This is a genomic window from Lysinibacillus sp. FW301-JW8 (assembly GCF_058788755.1).
The window spans coordinates 1-16,768 of record NZ_JBYTBB010000094.1; the positions used below are offsets into that span (position 1 = coordinate 1).

Genomic DNA, 16,768 nt, shown 5'->3' on the forward strand with positions numbered 1-16,768 from the left:
ACAGATGAGACCCTGGAGCGAGCTACGCGAGTGAAGCGGCTCATCGGACGCCCCCAGGAAAGCACTCAGTCGGAACGTAGATCAATCCCTCGTTTTGAAAAAGGGTTATACTTTTTAATTTGTCACCTTGATGTCATTGACATAATAGTATTTCAACAACATGTAACCATCTACCATTTCTTTGGTAGATGGTTATCAATCGGATGAACATAATGCATGTTATTTTCCAGACTTAAGCGAAATACGAAGCTCCTCGTTTGGCTTATCGATAAAATACGTTTCAATGTAAATATCTAGCTCTTTCTTATCGAAATTTTCATACACATCCATAGCTTTATTACTTCCAACGTCAAGTATCAGATCAGGTTTCCCAAAGTTCGGTACTTTATCGTCGTCCCAATAAAAGGTTTGATTGACTCCACTAAATGCCGGGTCTGAGCTCAAGGATTCCACATAGAGGTTATTGTCCTTCAAATAATAAGTCCATGAGATTGGATACCCCGCAATGCTAGAGGTTAAGCTTTGAGGTTTTACTGATATGTCAGTCAAATGGATCGGATTGTCGTCTCCCTTTATTGCATTATGACGGTGCTTTGCGACCAAGGTTACAGGCTGATTAGCCAGTGAAGCCTCATTCAGCCCTGTCATTTCAAAGCGTAGCTCTGTTTCATTAGGGTTTTTACCCATAAATAAATTCCCATTTAACAAAGTTCCACCTACATCCAATTGATAATCCTTAAAAGGAATAACGTTGTAATCGTCATGAGTAAGAGTCAAACAAACTTGGGTTGGTGTAACCTTCATTTCGTGGATTTTCGTTTCACCAGGCACATTGTCCATAGGGATATCTAGCACTTGCTTAAATGACCCATTTTCCAATTGTTTTTTAGAAAGATTCATATTTATACTCCAAGTACTTTCTTTTGTTTCTAGTATATGTTCATAAGAAAATTGGAATTTAGTTCCTTCTCCACGTAAGGTGTCAGCCTTGAATATTTGATTCAAAGATAATACTGGACCTACGAGTAATACAGACTTTTCTGTTTTTTTAACAGATTTATCCTCATCATTGATTGCCTCGAAATATATCGATCTGTCCTGCATTTCAGGATCCGTAAGCGAAACATCAGTTTTTAGGAGAACTTTACCTCCAGCTTGTTCAAAAGACTGTAAGGTCACACTGTCCATCCCATCCTTTTGAATTGGGAACACTTGTGTAGTTGAATCATTAGGATTATAGCTGATAGACTGCTTCTTATTGCCTATCAATTGAATATTTTCCATTATAAACTCAACATCGGTTGTCTGCCCTTCAGCAACCCATACCGTCTCAAAATACCCCTGGAATACACCAAGCTCCTTATTCCACTGATGGCTAAAACTTCCTTCAATAAAGTTACCCTTCGAATCTTTAAGCCCGATAAGTTCAAAATCTATATCCTTTACATGCTGGGAGGTTTCAGGTTTCAAACTATACAGCAAGACAGTTCTGTTCTCGTCTGTAAACGCCGTATGTACGGTTAACGTGACACCCTCCTTTGTAACGGATTGCTCAATCGTTTGACCTAAACCCTTCGCTAATGCGGACTGAATACCTTCCTTATTCGAAAGCATGCTGGACCAGTCATAAGTGAGTGCTGCATAAACTGGTGTAGCCATCAAAGCTACAGATAGCCCTGCTACCAAAGCAAAGCGTTTTCGTTTTCGAGGACGGAGGACAACTGGCTCACCACTAGCAACCTTCAGCTCATCCTGCTGGATACTGCTCCACATCTGATCAAAGTCAGGGTAAATGACGTTATTTGATGCCTTCATTTGGTTTTTAATCTTTTTCTCAATGCGTTCCAAATTGGTTCTCTCCCTTCAGCCATAAGTTGTGATTGTTTTCAAATTTTTTGCGTATGATTTTCAATGCCTTATGGAGTCTCGACTTCACTGTACCCACAGGAATCTTCAGGGTTTCAGCCATTTCTACCATGGATAGCTCACCGATATAGCGGAGGGTAATAACTGCCATCAATTTGTCTGGCAGTTGCTTCAATAGTTCCTCCCATTCTTCTTCTGCTGCTTTTTCTAATACAATGGTGTCTACGGATTTAATTGATGATGTAGCCTGCTCATGTAGCCATTGAACCTCACTCTGTTTATCCCGCTGAGTCTTATTCTTTCTAAGCAAGTTTAAGCAATGGTTCATCGTAATGCGCATGATCCAGGCACGCGTATGTTCAATGCTTCGCCAATCTTGACGAAAAACAGTGATAAATACGTCATGGCAGAGATCTTCCGCATCTTGTGCGTTCCGTAGCATGTAATAACATGTACGGTATACATCCTTGTTAAAAGAATCGAATAATTCACGCTCTGTCAATCTAAGGAACTCCTTTCTATTCGTTATACTTTATAAACAAATGACTATTGGAAAAGGTTCATCTTTTTTTGGTAAAGTCATTCTTTATTGATATTGAATTCCTTTTGCAAACTGTATTATTCAATACTAAGCCAATCAATAGAGGGCCCCTATCATATAAAAACCCCCGCATTTGAAACATATTGGTCAAAATGCGAGGGTCAATTTTATCGATATTTAATTATCAAATATGTCTCGGCATATTTGCGTCTGAATTTGGCTTTGTCTATATATGTATTATTTAGCTATATTTAAAAATACTAATGTAATAGTCTTCTTCCGGAAAGTTCCCTATATATTCCAAACCATTTCTTGAATAAAACTCTTTTAACTTTTCATTTCCTGCCCAACAATCTAAATATAGCCTTTTTTTCAACTCTTTTACAAAGGAACAAGCAAATTGCGTTATTGAGGAACCAAAATTTCTCCCTTGAAGGTCGGGTAATATAGCAATTTGAGATAGATATTTACTTTTTACTTCAACAGAGAACTCATTTATATTATTTATATCACTTATACAAAAGGTTCCAATTATTTTTTTATCTAAAAATAAAATATAAAGGAAATTATTTTTTATTTGGTTTACAATTTTATTGTTATCCCAGGGGTATTCCCATTGATGTATCCCTTTTTGTTGCAAATCCAAAGTAGCGGTATTCAAAATATACAACAATTGCTGTAAGTCATCTAATTTAGCTAATCTTATCTTCATATTTTTATCCCCTTCCTTTTAAATCACCTGTGATATGTAATTAGCAGATGGCAATGGAGAGGTCCGTAATAGAACTTCTAAACCATCTGCTTTTGTATGGAAGCACCTTTTTAAGATTAGAAAGATGAAGGGAAGTTAGTTACTAAGTTCCTACTCTACGCTTCCCCTTTTTTACGTGCTGCCATTTCATCTTTCATTTCTTCTTTTAATCCTTCAATCGACTTTTGACGTCGCTTATTTTTTTCTTTAATCATCTCACTCTGCATAGGGTCTGCAAATTCCAAACTAATTTCCGCTTCATGAAGTTTTTCTTCAGTGTTTTTAACGATATCACGAATTCGTTCAACGTTATTGGATCTATCATCTGGTTTCGAGTGTCTTGAATTAGCCATGGTAGCCTCCTTAAATTTTGACATAAAATTAGTTTGTATTTTTTTTATGTTTATATGTACACTAATTTTTTATAAGAAAAGCACATTTGCCCTTTTAGCCACGACAAGGGCTGGAGAATGCGCTTTTACTTCCTTATTTAAAAAGCCTTTAAGGAAAATATCCCTTAAAGGCCTTTTACTTAAATAACTAAATTAAAGTACAACTTAAAATATTCATTCTCCTTAAGCTCAAAACTCTTTATGGAAGTAGTTCACTGTTAAAAGTTTTCCATTATTGATAAAACGGCTTCACTTTGTACCCGTTTTTCTCCAAATGATAGCGAACGCTTTTCTCGATTAAGAAGTGACCAGAACCTACAACAACAAAGTACGTACCCTCTTTCTCATCAAGTACATTCATGATTTTTTTTGCCATTTGTTCATCACGTAAACCAAATAGCATTTCATTGTATTCTGACGATTCGCCTTCCATCGCTCGGAAGCTTTTTGCGAAGTTTTCAACGTCCCCTTGCTTCCAGCTTGTGAACCACTCCCCGAGGACTTCAGATTGATTTTCTTCAGATGGTGTGAGTATGCTATCCAACACAGCGACTAAAGATTGTTCCTGTGCTTCTGGTGATAACGAGTCAAACATATCAACCTGTGCTTTAGTACCTTCTAATTCAATCACTGGCTTTTGCTTCAGCTGTGCATTCAATAAAAAGTATATATCAATACCATGCATCGCCATTTCTTGTGGCGTCATACCAAAGGAATCATCCATTGCCAGCAAAGCTAACGTGTTTGAAAGCATCCAAGGCTTTTGCAATACCAGTTCTTCCATCGGGAGATCATAAAGCGCTGCCACTTGCTCAAGCTTCGCATATGTTTCTGGCGCAACAGCCTCTTTCAGTGTTAAACCATCTGTATACATTGCCTTTTTTGAATAGTATTCAAGCCCTTTTGTATCTAGAATATTTGCTTCTACTAACAGCGCATCCGCTTCATCAAACGCTGTCACTAGTTTATTATTGAATGGATATAAATCTGGCGTACCTAGATGAATGGAGCCCAGTAAATACACAATCGTATCCTCATCCTCCACTACCCAGGCTACTCCCTTCGATCCTTGCTCTGCAAGCTCATATGTATTCTTAATAAATCGAACAGCTAATAGAACAGCCTGCTGCGTCGTTGCCTTTTTCTCTAATTGTAGTCCGTTTTTAGAACCTTGTAATATGTTATGCTCTTTCATAAATTGAACGGCATCTGTGCCAACAGGTAAATCATAGCGTGCCACGATATTATACAAGCGATTCACAATATCACCGCGTGTGTTATCATTCTTCACACTTACTGGCTTATACTGTTTATTTTCCGCTAAGCCTAGAGAGGCAATTTTCTTTTCTGTTAATGCCAGCAGTTCATTTACCTTCTCCACCGAGATTTCTTGAAGGAAGCCCTTATAATACCAATCAGTTGGATAAATCCCGTATTTTTCACCCTCATTTAATGTTTCAATAGCCCAATCACTAATCAATGGTACTAGGGGTGGTGATTGCTCCTCCGCATGTACTGCTGGTATAACCGCAGTCAGCATCAATGAAGCGCCAAGCAACGCAGCACTCGTACGTTTCATTATCTTTTTCATCATATCTTTTCTCTCCCATATTCATATTTGCTAAAGCAACATTAGAGATTATACCATATAAAACCCATCTATTTTATACTCAATATGTAAATGTTTACAATTTCGTTTGGACCTAAAGTCATGTAGATATACTTAATATAAATTAAATATGATGCAAATTAATTTATAAAAAACTGCATATCACAGAATCTCACTATATTAATTTCTATTACTAACCGCAGCTATGAAATAAGACGGTGACAAACTAGTTCATTTAATCGTCTTATGTTTTAATTCTAGGTATAAAGTTTATTGAATAAAATTTGAATTTAAAATCCCTAAATTGCATCCTATATTTTCAAAATTCACTTTTGAAACACCTACTAAACTAAATAGAAGGAAATGAATTTTCCTATTTCGGATTTAATAGTATTAATAAGAGAAGAGCTTAATGAAATAGAGCTATTTCCGATAGCCCTTATATCAGTGTATAAAGTCAAAGAGGCTGTCTAGGAAGTCTAAATACACTGAAATAAAGAGCCCAAGAATGATCATTTTATAGCATTCTTGGGCTTATTCTTATCACTCTTCATCAAATCCTAAATTAATCGGCTCTAATGGCAAGTTTTCTTGACCAAGCATATTTGTTGATGTAACAGATAAATCTACTTCTTCAAACTTAAATCCATCAGCCCATACTTTACCTGCTCCTGTTAATAGAATACCGAAGTGAATAGAGGCACTTTCTTTTGGTACATCTAATACAATCGAATAGAAATTCCAGTCCGTTGTACCCTGAATCGGCCGATTATCCATATTATCAAACTGAGTCACATCACCTATACTATTATCTACTCGACACCAAACTCCACATTTTACAACTTCGTCTGTCTTTAAGAAACAAGACACTTTAATACGTTTTCCTATCCAGTTATCTGCTGAAAAGCTTTGCATCATTGTACCGAATTTATCTTCACCTACATCTGTTTTCGAGGACAGTAAACCTGATTTCTTGCCCGTATGGAATACTTGTCCATCAGCTTTCATTTCATAAAAAGTTGGGTGTGAACCACTTAAAATCCAGCCTTTGATTGTCGTTAAATCACTCATATTTTTTTCCTCCGTCCCTTGAAGTGTTCGCATGATTTTGCGATATTTGCCAGGTGGCATTTTATATAGCTCTTTAAAAGAACGTGTGAATGCTTCTTGTGATTGATAACGTAACTCAAACGCAATTTGAAGTATCGATTCATCTGAATATAATAAATACATTGCTGCTGTTGCCAGTCTTCGTTTTCGAATATATTCACTTATTGTCAATCCAGTTTCTTGTTTGAAGATACGTGATAAATGAAATTTTGAATAACCAATATGTGATGCATAATCATCTAACTGCCAATCATCAAATAAACACTCTTCTAAAGAACAAATTACATCTTGAGTTACTTCACTATACATATTGCTCACCTCACTTCCTAATTTTAGAGGATTTATAATTTAGTTTTTTGATATTGATTGCTATTTTATTACTCTTTCTATAATTGAGTGAATATTATAGTAAGTGCAATTCAATTTGTTTCGCTATGTAACAACTTTCCTACTTATTCAAACATACTAATCAATCATTATATAGCTTCTGTCGTCATTAATTTAATTAGCTGTTTATAGTAAGTATGGTTTTCTTGAAGCTCCTCATGTTTTCCAGAAACAGTAAGCAAACCATCCTCAAACACTAGAATTTGATCCGCATGTGTAATTGTCGATAAGCGATGTGCAATAATAACCGTTGTACGTTCTTTCATTATGGAGTAGCTACTAACGGAAAAACTTATCAAACTTTTGCATTAAAAGAGTTTATTAATATAGTCAATCAGGTATACAATGACAGAGATTAGGGTTTTAAAAATCCTCTTCTAAAGATAGTAAAGAAATATTACAGATAATATCGGAAGATAAAGGAAGGAAAAAACTAATGAAATTAACAGAAATCGAAATTGAAATTGCAGAAATTTTAGAAAATAATGCTCGTTTATCCAATGAGGATATTGCAAAAATGAAAAATTTAAGTGTTGAAGATGTTAATGACACAATTAAAAGACTTGAAGATTTAAATGTTGTGATTCGCTATGTTTCACTAGTAGATTGGTCAAAAGTAGAAGGACATGAAGGTGTTACAGCGATGATTGATGTTAAAGTTACACCAAAAAAAGATGTAGGCTTCGACTCAATTGTCGAACGAATTTATCGATTTAACGAAGTAAAGTCTGTTTATTTAATGTCTGGAGCATATGATTTATCTGTCTTGATTGAAGCACGTTCCTTGAATGAAGTAGCTAATTTTGTATCTAGTAAACTTTCTACTTTAGATTCTGTCCTTTCTACAACAACTCATTTTATATTGAAGAAATATAAACATGATGGAATAGTATATGAACAAAATGATGAAGATAAAAGAATAGTGGTGTCACCATAATGATACAAACAAAATCATATTTAGCAAACTATGTAGAACAATTAAAGCCTTCTGGTATACGCCGCTTTTTTGACTTAGCTACAGGAATGGAAGGTGTTATTTCTCTCGGCGTAGGAGAACCAGACTTTGTCACACCTTGGCACGTCAGAGAAGCTGCAATTTCATCGTTAGAACAAGGCTATACTTCTTATACAGCAAATGCTGGACTACTTGAACTAAGAGAAGAGATAGCTTTATATATGAAAAAAAACTTTTCGGTTTCCTATGCTCCTAAATCAGAAATTATTGTTACTGTTGGTGCTAGTCAAGCAATTGATATTGCTTTAAGAGCAATACTAGATCCAGGTGATGAAGTCATTGTTGTTGAGCCCTGCTTTGTCTCATATGCACCACTCGTAACAATGGCTGGAGGCGTACCTGTTACTGTACAAGCATTAAAAGAAAATGATTTTAAAATTCTTCCGCATCAATTAGAAGCTGTTATTACCCAAAAAACAAAAGCTATTATGATTTGTTCTCCTAACAATCCCACGGGTTCTTTGCTTAATAAAGCCGAATTAGAGAAGATTGCTGAACTTTGTGAACAATATGATTTACTTGTACTTTCTGATGAAATTTACGCAGAACTTGTTTATGATGAAGACTATACAAGCTTTGCCTCTATAAAAGGAATGCAAAAGCGAACAATCTTATTAAACGGTTTTTCAAAAGCATTTGCGATGACAGGTTGGCGCTTAGGATTTGTTTGTGCACCTGAAGAAATAACACGGGGCATGTTAAAAATTCATCAATACACAATTATGTGTGCTCCAACTATGGCACAATATGCGGCTCTAGAAGGGCTAAAAAATGGTAGATCTAGTGTGGAGGATATGAGAAAAGTTTATCGTCAACGTCGTAATTTTATTGTTAAGTCTTTCAATGATATGGGTTTAAGCTGTCATTATCCAGGGGGAGCATTTTATGCATTTCCATCCATTGAGTCAACAGGATTAAGCTCTCAAGCATTTGCAGAGCAGTTGTTGTTAACTGAAAAAGTAGCTGTTGTTCCTGGAGATGTTTTCGGTGAAAGTAGCGAAGGAAATATCCGTTGTTCCTACGCTTCATCTATGGAACAACTGCAAGAAGCAACGAAACGTATTCAACGATTTATTAATAATCTTTAAAATAAATAAGCGGCTGATTTCTCTAGTTAGGAAATCAACCGCTTTATATGCTTCCCCTTGAAAGTAAATGTTTTTTTCTCATCCAGTTTTTTTTCATCTATCTGCCTCTATAGTTAAAGAAATTATTTTAATTCAACTTTCGATAAAGAGCTATTTATAAGGATTACTATACATGTGGCCTGTAATTGTAGCTACATATTTCCCCTTAACAATATCATGTTTTTGATATTTTAAAACACCCCTCACCCAACTTTAAAATGGATAATAATACCATTAGGAATCACTGCGGCTGTAGAATAAGTCATACTGATTGTTTCAATATATCATAAACCCACAGCGGTGATACTTCAGCTTATTCTTCTTGTGTCAAATGTGTTGCTGATTCGCTTGAGTAAGCTGTATTGGAGAATGGTATAACAAATGATGCGAGAGTTAACATTATAAAGGTTCTTCATGTGTGGTTTGAAGGTAAACACAACTACTATTTTAGCGAGTTATCGTAACAACCTTTTTTTAAGAAATGAATAGATAATAAAGTTGTTAATTTTGATCATTTAAGTGAAATAACCACCTATCGCATAATTTGATAGGTGGTTTTAAAATCTATTTAGATTCTATAGCTCTAATTTATACAAATAATAAAGTATTTTATTATCAATTATGCCTCGGCATAATTGAGTCCGGAATCGGCTTTGTGCTTACACAAAGTACTCCTTTCCGATTCCATGACATCCGCCGGAGGCTTTAACTTCTTTCAGCGGGTGTTTGGACACCCGCTGAAAAGTAGCTTAAATTTGCATTCATCTCACCACCTATAGAGATGGGAGACTTCTGCTGAAAGAAGTTAAACATTGTTCAAAGTAGTACACCACTATATTACCTCTTTGTAGCTTCTTTATTTCCAACTTATCATTATTCTTTGGAAGGTTACATCAGGGGTTTGTTTGAATTTTCAAACGCGAAAGTTGGATTAATAATGATTTGTTTACAGGGTAAAACTAAGTTACTTGGTGTGTAATTTGATGATAAACCCCTAATCAAATAGTCTTCCTCTTAAAAATATACGGTAGCACCTCTAACAACCGCTCACGTGTGATTGGATCACAATGATTCCATGTAAAATCTACGAAATGGGTCTTACCGGGAGTTAATTCGGCTAAAGTGGCGATCTGTGGACAATGAGTAATAGTTTGTAATTCTTGGGGAGAAGCCAAGATAAAATTACGCTCTCCAGCATAGTAATTTATTTGATGCTGTTGAATTTCTATCCATGCTTGCCCCTGCTCAATTAGGTACATCACTTTAGGAGTCGGACGAAAGCCAAGAGATTCATACAAGCTGGCAGCCAATCCGGTCTGACACATAATATAAAATTTTGCACCTAACTTGAGATAAACAGTAGCCGTCTCTCCAGCAACATAAGCATCGGCTAATTGCCTACGTACCAGTCTTACTTTGTCCTCATATGTAGTTATCCACTTCTCTGCCGCTTTACTCCGTTCAAATAGTTTAGCGATATACCGTAACCGCTCGAATAGCCTAAACTTCTTGTCCAATACAACAGTTGGAGCAAGCGCATCCAGTTCCTGCAAATCTTGCGGATAATAGCTAAGCAATATGAACTCAGGCTGCAACTGTGCTATTTTATTCGGATCTGCCCAATGCCCGATACTATGAATATTTCGTAGCCTATTGTGATAAATCACGTTATCTTTCATGATAGAGATGGCCGCTCCTATAGGAGATATGCCTAGAACGAGTAATTCCCCAAGTGTAAATTTGCCATCAGTCACAATACGTGTTGTATCTTTAGGAACATGAACCTTTCTGCCAAGTGAATCGATAACTGTTCTTTGCTGAGTATGAAGATGAATGTTTGCATATTCACGTGGAGTGTTTCCCGTTAATTTATGAAAGCATCGGCTGAAATAGTATTCATCCTTAAACCCAATTTGTCGAGCTATTTTGCTCAATGGCTCAGTGGAATTACGCAGAAGTTCTTTTGCCTGATTTATACGTACATGGGTCAAATAATCAGTTGGCTTTTTGCCAGTCAATGTTTTAAACTGTTGACTATATTGCCATCTAACCATTCCAGCCATGTTAGCTAGTTGTTCTACTGTCAAGTCCTCATCATAATGCTGTTCTATGTACTGTACAGTTTTTTGAACCAATTTAGTCTTTTCTTCGTTCTGCCACTGGTTAGCTTGCTCATCTAACTGGACCATCATAGCTAGTATCTGCTGAAGTCTACCTTGCATTATCGCCATTTCTGATGTGGATAGGGATGAACAAACTCGATTACTTATCCATGCTTCATTTCCTAATACTCGCTTAACTTGCAAATATAGCAGACTATACGGACAACCACAAAGCAAGGGTGGATGAGCAACTGAATTTAAAGACATTCCTTCTACTTCAAAGGTTTCAAAGGTAAAGCGTGCAAGCTGTGCCTCTTTGTTACTTGATTCTACCGTGTAGCTTTGTACAGGTAAAATTAGAATGCAGCTTCCTTGTCGTAGATCAATTGCCATTTTGTCTACATACAGCCGTATGCCATGACTAAGTGCTATCAATAATGTGCATAAATTTGTTTTATTGTCATTTATTCTCTCATTGTGGCTATTCGCTGGCATCTTCTGATTAACTTGAAATCTATCATAGTGTTGTAGCCTAATATACAGGGATGCTAGATTCATAAGCAACTCTCCAAATATTGAAAATGATTCTCATTATCGTTATTGTAACATATAATGACCCACTATCAACTATTGTTCGAGTATGTGCTATTTTAGAAAACTAGCGGTTTAAAGAACTGAATAGGCAGATACAAATTCTTACTGTTGGTGCATCCATTGTGGCAGCTTATCAAACAATTGCTCCAAAGCTAATAAATTATCTGTATTCCATTCATTAGGAACAACATAAACATTTCCCTTTTGAACTGCAGGCAAAGTTCCCCATATCGGACTTTGTAGCAGTCGATCAGCTTCTGTCTCACTTTCATCATCCTCTTGTACAATTACAAACAAATGATCACCAGCAAACTCTGAAAGCACCTCTTCTGAAACCGTAACGAAAGACACGCCTTCTACATCAATAACATTCTTCTGTACTGCTGGTGGGACAGCAAAGCCATTCTCTCCATAAATAATGGCACCGAGGCTACGATCGCCCATAACATAAAGCGTTTTACCTAACTGGTAGAAAACTGTTGCGGTTTCCCCTTCTACTAATTGAAACTTATCAAACATTTCTTTAGACTGTGTTTCAAACTTAGCAATCAATTGAGCTACCTCTTCCTGTTTACCCAAGATATTCCCCATCTCCTTTACACGTTCTGTATAAGGAAGAGCTGGGTTGAAAGGGATAGTAGTAGCAATTTTTGATAATTCTTCATTATGGTTTGGATCCGCCTTGTAATAACCGTTAATAATCAGATCAGGTTTTAAAGTCAGAATCGTCTCTAAGTCAGCTGGATTTCCAATATCGACGATTCCTTCAAGTTTACCTTCATAGAAACTAGGAATATCTTTGGGAAGATTATTACCAACAACGGGAATATCCATCGCCAAGAAATCACCAATCGTCTGACCAATATAAACCACTCGTTTTGGATCTGCAGGTATTTCAATCTGTTCACCTGTAATCGTTGTATATTGAACTGTTTTCTCACTTTCCTCTGCCTGCACATCAGCTTGAGCTATTTTCTCATTTTCCTTTACCTGTGTATCAGACGTGTTGCCATTAGAATTATTGCATGCCGATAATATCAATAACAACAGGAGGAAACACCCTCCCCATAGTTTAATTCGCTTTCCAAGATATCTCTTCACATTTATTGCCCCTTTCCTTCTTACCTTTAATTGAAAATGATTATCATTTACTGCATTATTATAGTTTGTGTGAAAAGGGGAAACAATGGAAAAAACGCAATGATTTATTTGGATAAATGTCAATATCCACACCAAAACAAAAAATACCCGTTCGCTTATTTCATTTATCTTCATTCAGCAGATGTTTTTTGTATCCAACTTGACGCCTTCCCGCTTTGCCCATGCGGCAGTGATTTCCTTCGATAGCACATTCTTTTCTAGTTTCTCGGTTACATATTGAGTAACCACTGATTGCCCTAAACCTGGCAGCGATGAATATGTGCTATCCTTCAAATAAATTCGTCCATTCTTCTCAGTGACGAAATTGAACTTGGAGGTACCCTTCTCATTAATAAAGCTTCCATTCGCAGTATATAAATATTTTTCTTCTGGATTAGATGGTAAGATTAGTTCTTCGTAATTTCTATTTTGAATTGACTGAAACTATTGCCGTAAAAACCCGCTTTCTTCGCTACGTCTTGAGGCATTTTGGCTTTGACAGGCTTGCAAAAGATTTGTTCGGCTTGATATCCTTAATTGTGCCCTTCTCTTTAAGCGCAGCGAGCAGTATTTCAGTCGCCATCAGTTGATTTGTAGTGCTGCTACCGCCGGAGGACAACACAACCACTGCCATCTTCTGTTCAGGAAGTACGACCAGTGAAGCATGTTGCAGTGCTGTGTCGCCGTTAATACATTTTCTGAAAAAAACATATGATCAGTACAGAACTAAGAGTCTAGTTGATACAGGATACGGAACAAAGTACAATGCAATTAGAAACGATAATGTTAGAGTAATTGCTTCCGTTGCAGGTTTTAGTATGAATGAACATTTAAGAGGTACTGGTGATTGGTATTTTAATACAAAGCCATATTAAGGAGGTTTTTAGGTTTGCAAAAGTCTAGCATATTTAATAGAATTGCGTTAGCAGTGCTGTCTATTATGGTTATCGGTGTTCTTTATTCCTTCATTTGGTATAAAGAGAGTTTTGATAGACCAATTTGGATACAACTTGTTATGACTTTTTGCTTTTTAATGTTGAGTATAAATAATTTTAGGTTAAAGAAATATGCTATGAGTTGGATTTTTGCTGGAGTAGTAGTAGCTTTTGGAATCAGTATATTTTGGGATACTACAGCTGTTTAATCAATTATCACTCATGTCAATTAACTCAGATCAGCCAACCATTTCTTGTTATATTTCATGACAAAACCCAAAATTCAGATAAAGAGTAAAACGACAGTTTAAAAGGAATGGCATTATAAAGAGATTATATTTCTAGCTCCCTTTAGTCTGTATTTGTAACAAGCCCTTAGTTGATTTTTTTAAGGAAATTACTTGTGGCATCACTGATATCTGTAACATGAGTTTGAAAGAATCCATGAGAGCCGTCAATAATTTGTGACTCAGCGTTTGCACCAAGTCGATTTAAATGATTTTTTTGAATCTCTTCTCCATCTTTTTGTTGTTTTAATTGTACTGAGGATATTAGCTTCAATACAGGTATTTCTGAAGGGAAGACTACACTGTTTACCTCATTGACATTGTCATTTAAACTCAAAGCCTGATTAATGATCGTATCGTTGACAACATGATAAGAAAATAATTTATTATCACTGATTTCTTTTTCGATATAGCCATTTTCAACTGTTTGAGCAGAAGGTACCAATCCAAAGTAGATTCGACTTAATCCAGTCTCTTGCAGTAACGTATTAAAACCATATGTGATTTTTACAGTTTTGGGGTCCAACATGAAGGATTGTAAATTAGATTCCATTTTTACTGTTGGAGTTGTGTCTAACATAATAATCGCAGAGACTTCGTTAGGATATTTTGCTGCATAATATTCGCTGTAAACTCCGGACGCAGAATGAGGCATTAAGACATATGGTGGCTTCATACCAGCCAAAGATAATGCTGTTCTGATTTCTTCCATATAATTTTCATTTGTTCGTGGTGTATCTGTCTCGTCACTGAACCCCATTCCAAAATATTCAACAGTAACTACAGTATAATCTTTCGAGAGTTCTCTCATTAATGGACCAAAATCTGCACTTGGCAAAGGCAACCCAAAACCCGGTAACAAAACAATGGTTTTCTCTCCCTGTCCCATTGAATATACATGCATTTTCTGATTGTTTACTTCTACCATTTCCCCGTAAGGCGAGATAGCTTCAAGCTCATTTGAAAAGAATATTTTGTTGATTGCAAATCCTATTACATTCAGACAAACAATTATTCCTAAGATCCATGCAAAAACATACATTATCTTTTTACCTTTTTTCTTTTTAATTTTACTCAATATGATTACTCCTTTTCTGTGGGGGAAGAGATAATAGAAATATCTCTGGCTTTTCTTCCGTCTGTAACTTCAAAGCTATATTTTAGTAATAATCCTCGTAATTCCAAAAGAAATCCGTCAAATTTCATGTCAGTCATCATTACTGTGTTAGTCATAAAAATTTTATCTTTACCAGGGTCTTGATTTTCGCTGTTAAAATAATTGCGAAATCTTGTATATCTATTCCTTAAAAACCCTAAAGCATTTTAAGAGGCATTTTCAAGTGTGTTATGCTTCGTTATTTCTTCAATATGCATGGCCAGGGTTCTTTCAAAGCTCCCCCGATTTTTTTCTCAGAAACTACCGTTAAAATATTGTTGTCCAATAAAAGTTTGATATTTCGGTACAATGTTATTCGCGGAATATCACTAACTTTTTCACAAAGCTCTGTAGTGGTAGTGCTTTGTTTTGTCATAAGTAACCTCCTTGATTTTAGTTTGAAAGTTATTGAATTATGTATCTTTGTTTCTTTTGTTATATTAATTATTGTTTTCTTCTGTCTCAACATGATAGATATAATTTCCTAATTGTAAGACAAGAATTGGCGCAACCGCTCCTCATGGGATTCCATTTAACAGTTCATTCATTTTTCTCCTCCAAATTGTTTATTTCCCTTAATACGATTACGTTCGTCTAATCGTTCACTCACTAAAAAATATAAAAAAAAATCTCAGGAATTTGAGCCTGAGACCTTTCTTTTAAATATTTTTCTTGTAAAAATAAGATAGATAATAAGATACATTGGAAATTGAATAAGGCCTAAAAAGCCCCATAGCCAACCATTGTGTCCCCTCTTCCGTGCATCCCAAAACATCCATGAGCTCTGACAAATCAGAATGAATGCAATCACGACGCATAACCAAAGTGGTGTGCTACTTAGTTCGTTTGAGATCATTCATTACTGACCTTCTTTCTAGTTTTGTTAAGAGCTAAGGGCAATAAGATAATCCCCACAAGCTGAAAATAAAGAAAAAGAATTGGCTGGCGATAAACGACAGCAATCCCAACCGAAAGCACAAATACTGCAACAGAGATAAACGTGAGGAGATCTTTCCATTGTTTTTTTCGTATTCTTTTTTTCTCTAATTCAACATTCTGTTGAAACCATTGTAAGTTTGGAGTAGATACTGGATTCCATTGATTTAGTTTTTCTAAACCATCTTTTAATTGCCTAACCGTTAATTCATCTTCAACATCCAACATAGAATTACTATTTTTAGAATCATGCTCCTTCAAGTTCAGCCAACTCCTTTCGTACACTTTTTAGACCATTTGAAACTCGAGATTTTACTGTTCCTTCTGCAATACCCATCATTTTTCCAATTTCCTCATATGAATATCCGTAATAATGCTTTAACACGATTGGCATACGTATTTCTTCATTAATTTGAGCAAGTACATCAAGTACATCAGTCCATTCTTCGTTCATATTGGCTACATTCCATTTCATTTTTCGGAGCGCTTGTTCCTGCTCTAGCCAATTTTTCTCCCGCTTCTTTCTACGCTGTTGATCGATAAAAAGGTTCGTTGCGATTGTGATAAGCCATGAGGAAAACTTAGATTCACCATTATACAGTTGGATTTTTTCAATACACTTCATCATCGTCTCTTGTGTTAAATCTTCTGCGATTTGTGGCTGAAGGGTAACTTTCATTAAATACTTTACGAGGAACGAATAATTCTGTTGTAGCAGTTTCGAAAGAGCCAATGTATCTCCTTTTTTCGCCTTTCGAATTAAATCCTTTTCATCCATGAGATCTACTCCATACAATAATGATTTATATGTAATACGACT

Annotated in this window: 17 protein-coding genes and 1 pseudogene; 4 read left to right on the forward strand and 14 right to left on the reverse strand. The window is 35.9% G+C overall.

What is annotated here, in order from left to right; translation table 11 throughout:
- Positions 1-219 precede the first annotated feature (219 nt).
- From AC3WOM_RS24575 to AC3WOM_RS24605, 7 genes are all read right to left on the reverse strand, one after another.
- Positions 220-1,848: a DUF4179 domain-containing protein gene (locus AC3WOM_RS24575; protein ID WP_492448760.1), complete on the reverse strand. Its 1,629-nt coding sequence runs from the start codon at positions 1,846-1,848 to the stop codon at positions 220-222.
- Entirely contained in the window at positions 1,835-2,368 is a 534-nt protein-coding gene (locus tag AC3WOM_RS24580) for an RNA polymerase sigma factor (protein ID WP_492448761.1), read from the reverse strand. Before AC3WOM_RS24580 ends, AC3WOM_RS24575 begins: the two co-directional genes overlap by 14 nt.
- Positions 2,369-2,648: 280 nt before the next feature.
- Entirely contained in the window at positions 2,649-3,119 is a 471-nt protein-coding gene (locus AC3WOM_RS24585; RefSeq protein ID WP_492448762.1) for a GNAT family N-acetyltransferase, read from the reverse strand.
- 155 nt (positions 3,120-3,274) lie between these two features.
- A complete protein-coding gene (gene tlp, locus AC3WOM_RS24590; RefSeq protein ID WP_492448763.1) occupies positions 3,275-3,511 on the reverse strand; it encodes a small acid-soluble spore protein Tlp in 237 nt (78 codons plus the stop codon).
- Between the two features lie 271 nt (positions 3,512-3,782).
- On the reverse strand, positions 3,783-5,144 hold the full coding sequence (locus tag AC3WOM_RS24595; RefSeq protein WP_492448764.1) for a TraB/GumN family protein: 1,362 nt from the start codon (positions 5,142-5,144) through the stop codon (positions 3,783-3,785).
- Between the two features lie 558 nt (positions 5,145-5,702).
- Positions 5,703-6,578, reverse strand: a complete 876-nt coding sequence (locus tag AC3WOM_RS24600; protein WP_492448765.1) for a helix-turn-helix transcriptional regulator — start codon at positions 6,576-6,578, stop codon at positions 5,703-5,705.
- A 167-nt stretch (positions 6,579-6,745) separates the two neighbouring features.
- Positions 6,746-6,922: a hypothetical protein gene (locus AC3WOM_RS24605; protein ID WP_492448766.1), complete on the reverse strand. Its 177-nt coding sequence runs from the start codon at positions 6,920-6,922 to the stop codon at positions 6,746-6,748.
- A gap of 170 nt (positions 6,923-7,092) precedes the next feature.
- On the opposite strand from AC3WOM_RS24605, the gene AC3WOM_RS24610 reads away from it, so the two are divergent.
- Both AC3WOM_RS24610 and AC3WOM_RS24615 read left to right on the forward strand, forming a co-directional pair.
- On the forward strand, positions 7,093-7,593 hold the full coding sequence (locus AC3WOM_RS24610) for an Lrp/AsnC family transcriptional regulator (protein WP_492448767.1): 501 nt from the start codon (positions 7,093-7,095) through the stop codon (positions 7,591-7,593).
- The gene (locus AC3WOM_RS24615; RefSeq protein ID WP_492448768.1) at positions 7,593-8,759 is read left to right on the forward strand and encodes an aminotransferase; all 1,167 of its coding nucleotides are present in this window, start codon (positions 7,593-7,595) and stop codon (positions 8,757-8,759) included. The genes AC3WOM_RS24610 and AC3WOM_RS24615 overlap by 1 nt, the downstream gene beginning before the upstream one ends.
- A gap of 1,037 nt (positions 8,760-9,796) precedes the next feature.
- Here the strand turns inward: AC3WOM_RS24615 and AC3WOM_RS24620 are convergent.
- The 3 genes and pseudogenes from AC3WOM_RS24620 to AC3WOM_RS24630 all read right to left on the reverse strand — a co-directional run.
- Complete coding sequence (locus AC3WOM_RS24620) at positions 9,797-11,458, reverse strand: helix-turn-helix domain-containing protein (RefSeq protein WP_427537190.1); 1,662 nt, start codon at positions 11,456-11,458, stop codon at positions 9,797-9,799.
- Between the two features lie 138 nt (positions 11,459-11,596).
- On the reverse strand, positions 11,597-12,595 hold the full coding sequence (locus tag AC3WOM_RS24625) for an ABC transporter substrate-binding protein (protein WP_492448769.1): 999 nt from the start codon (positions 12,593-12,595) through the stop codon (positions 11,597-11,599).
- 198 nt (positions 12,596-12,793) lie between these two features.
- A pseudogene (locus AC3WOM_RS24630) lies at positions 12,794-13,319 on the reverse strand (serine hydrolase); the annotation flags it as partial.
- On the opposite strand from AC3WOM_RS24630, the gene AC3WOM_RS24635 reads away from it, so the two are divergent.
- On the forward strand, positions 13,231-13,509 hold the full coding sequence (locus AC3WOM_RS24635) for a hypothetical protein (RefSeq protein ID WP_492448772.1): 279 nt from the start codon (positions 13,231-13,233) through the stop codon (positions 13,507-13,509). The pseudogene AC3WOM_RS24630 and the gene AC3WOM_RS24635 sit on opposite strands and share 89 nt — an antisense overlap.
- A 14-nt stretch (positions 13,510-13,523) precedes the next feature.
- Positions 13,524-13,778, forward strand: coding sequence for a hypothetical protein (locus tag AC3WOM_RS24640; RefSeq protein ID WP_427537184.1), 255 nt, complete (start codon positions 13,524-13,526; stop codon positions 13,776-13,778).
- Positions 13,779-13,944: 166 nt separating this feature from the next.
- Here the strand turns inward: AC3WOM_RS24640 and AC3WOM_RS24645 are convergent, their stop codons facing one another.
- The 4 genes from AC3WOM_RS24645 to sigY form a co-directional block, all read right to left on the reverse strand.
- On the reverse strand, positions 13,945-14,934 hold the full coding sequence (locus AC3WOM_RS24645; protein WP_427537181.1) for an alpha/beta fold hydrolase: 990 nt from the start codon (positions 14,932-14,934) through the stop codon (positions 13,945-13,947).
- 277 nt (positions 14,935-15,211) lie between these two features.
- Positions 15,212-15,388 carry a hypothetical protein gene (locus AC3WOM_RS24650; RefSeq protein WP_427537179.1) on the reverse strand — a complete coding sequence of 59 codons (177 nt, stop codon included), beginning with the start codon at positions 15,386-15,388 and terminating at the stop codon, positions 15,212-15,214.
- Positions 15,389-15,864: 476 nt separating this feature from the next.
- Positions 15,865-16,209: a YxlC family protein gene (locus AC3WOM_RS24655; RefSeq protein WP_492448770.1), complete on the reverse strand. Its 345-nt coding sequence runs from the start codon at positions 16,207-16,209 to the stop codon at positions 15,865-15,867.
- Positions 16,196-16,726 (reverse strand): RNA polymerase sigma factor SigY, encoded by a 531-nt coding sequence (gene sigY / locus AC3WOM_RS24660; protein WP_492448771.1) that lies wholly within the window; start codon positions 16,724-16,726, stop codon positions 16,196-16,198. The genes AC3WOM_RS24655 and sigY overlap by 14 nt, the downstream gene beginning before the upstream one ends.
- Positions 16,727-16,768: the final 42 nt, after the last annotated feature.

Coding starts and splice junctions, on each gene's coding strand:
- AC3WOM_RS24585 (WP_492448762.1), bottom strand. CDS start 3,119: ATGAAGATAAGATTAGCTAAATTAGATGACTTACAGCAATTGTTGTAT.
- tlp (WP_492448763.1), bottom strand. CDS start 3,511: ATGGCTAATTCAAGACACTCGAAACCAGATGATAGATCCAATAACGTT.
- AC3WOM_RS24595 (WP_492448764.1), bottom strand. CDS start 5,144: ATGATGAAAAAGATAATGAAACGTACGAGTGCTGCGTTGCTTGGCGCT.
- AC3WOM_RS24600 (WP_492448765.1), bottom strand. CDS start 6,578: ATGTATAGTGAAGTAACTCAAGATGTAATTTGTTCTTTAGAAGAGTGT.
- AC3WOM_RS24605 (WP_492448766.1), bottom strand. CDS start 6,922: ATGAAAGAACGTACAACGGTTATTATTGCACATCGCTTATCGACAATT.
- AC3WOM_RS24610 (WP_492448767.1), top strand. CDS start 7,093: ATGAAATTAACAGAAATCGAAATTGAAATTGCAGAAATTTTAGAAAAT.
- AC3WOM_RS24615 (WP_492448768.1), top strand. CDS start 7,593: ATGATACAAACAAAATCATATTTAGCAAACTATGTAGAACAATTAAAG.
- AC3WOM_RS24620 (WP_427537190.1), bottom strand. CDS start 11,458: ATGAATCTAGCATCCCTGTATATTAGGCTACAACACTATGATAGATTT.
- AC3WOM_RS24650 (WP_427537179.1), bottom strand. CDS start 15,388: ATGACAAAACAAAGCACTACCACTACAGAGCTTTGTGAAAAAGTTAGT.
- sigY (WP_492448771.1), bottom strand. CDS start 16,726: ATGGATGAAAAGGATTTAATTCGAAAGGCGAAAAAAGGAGATACATTG.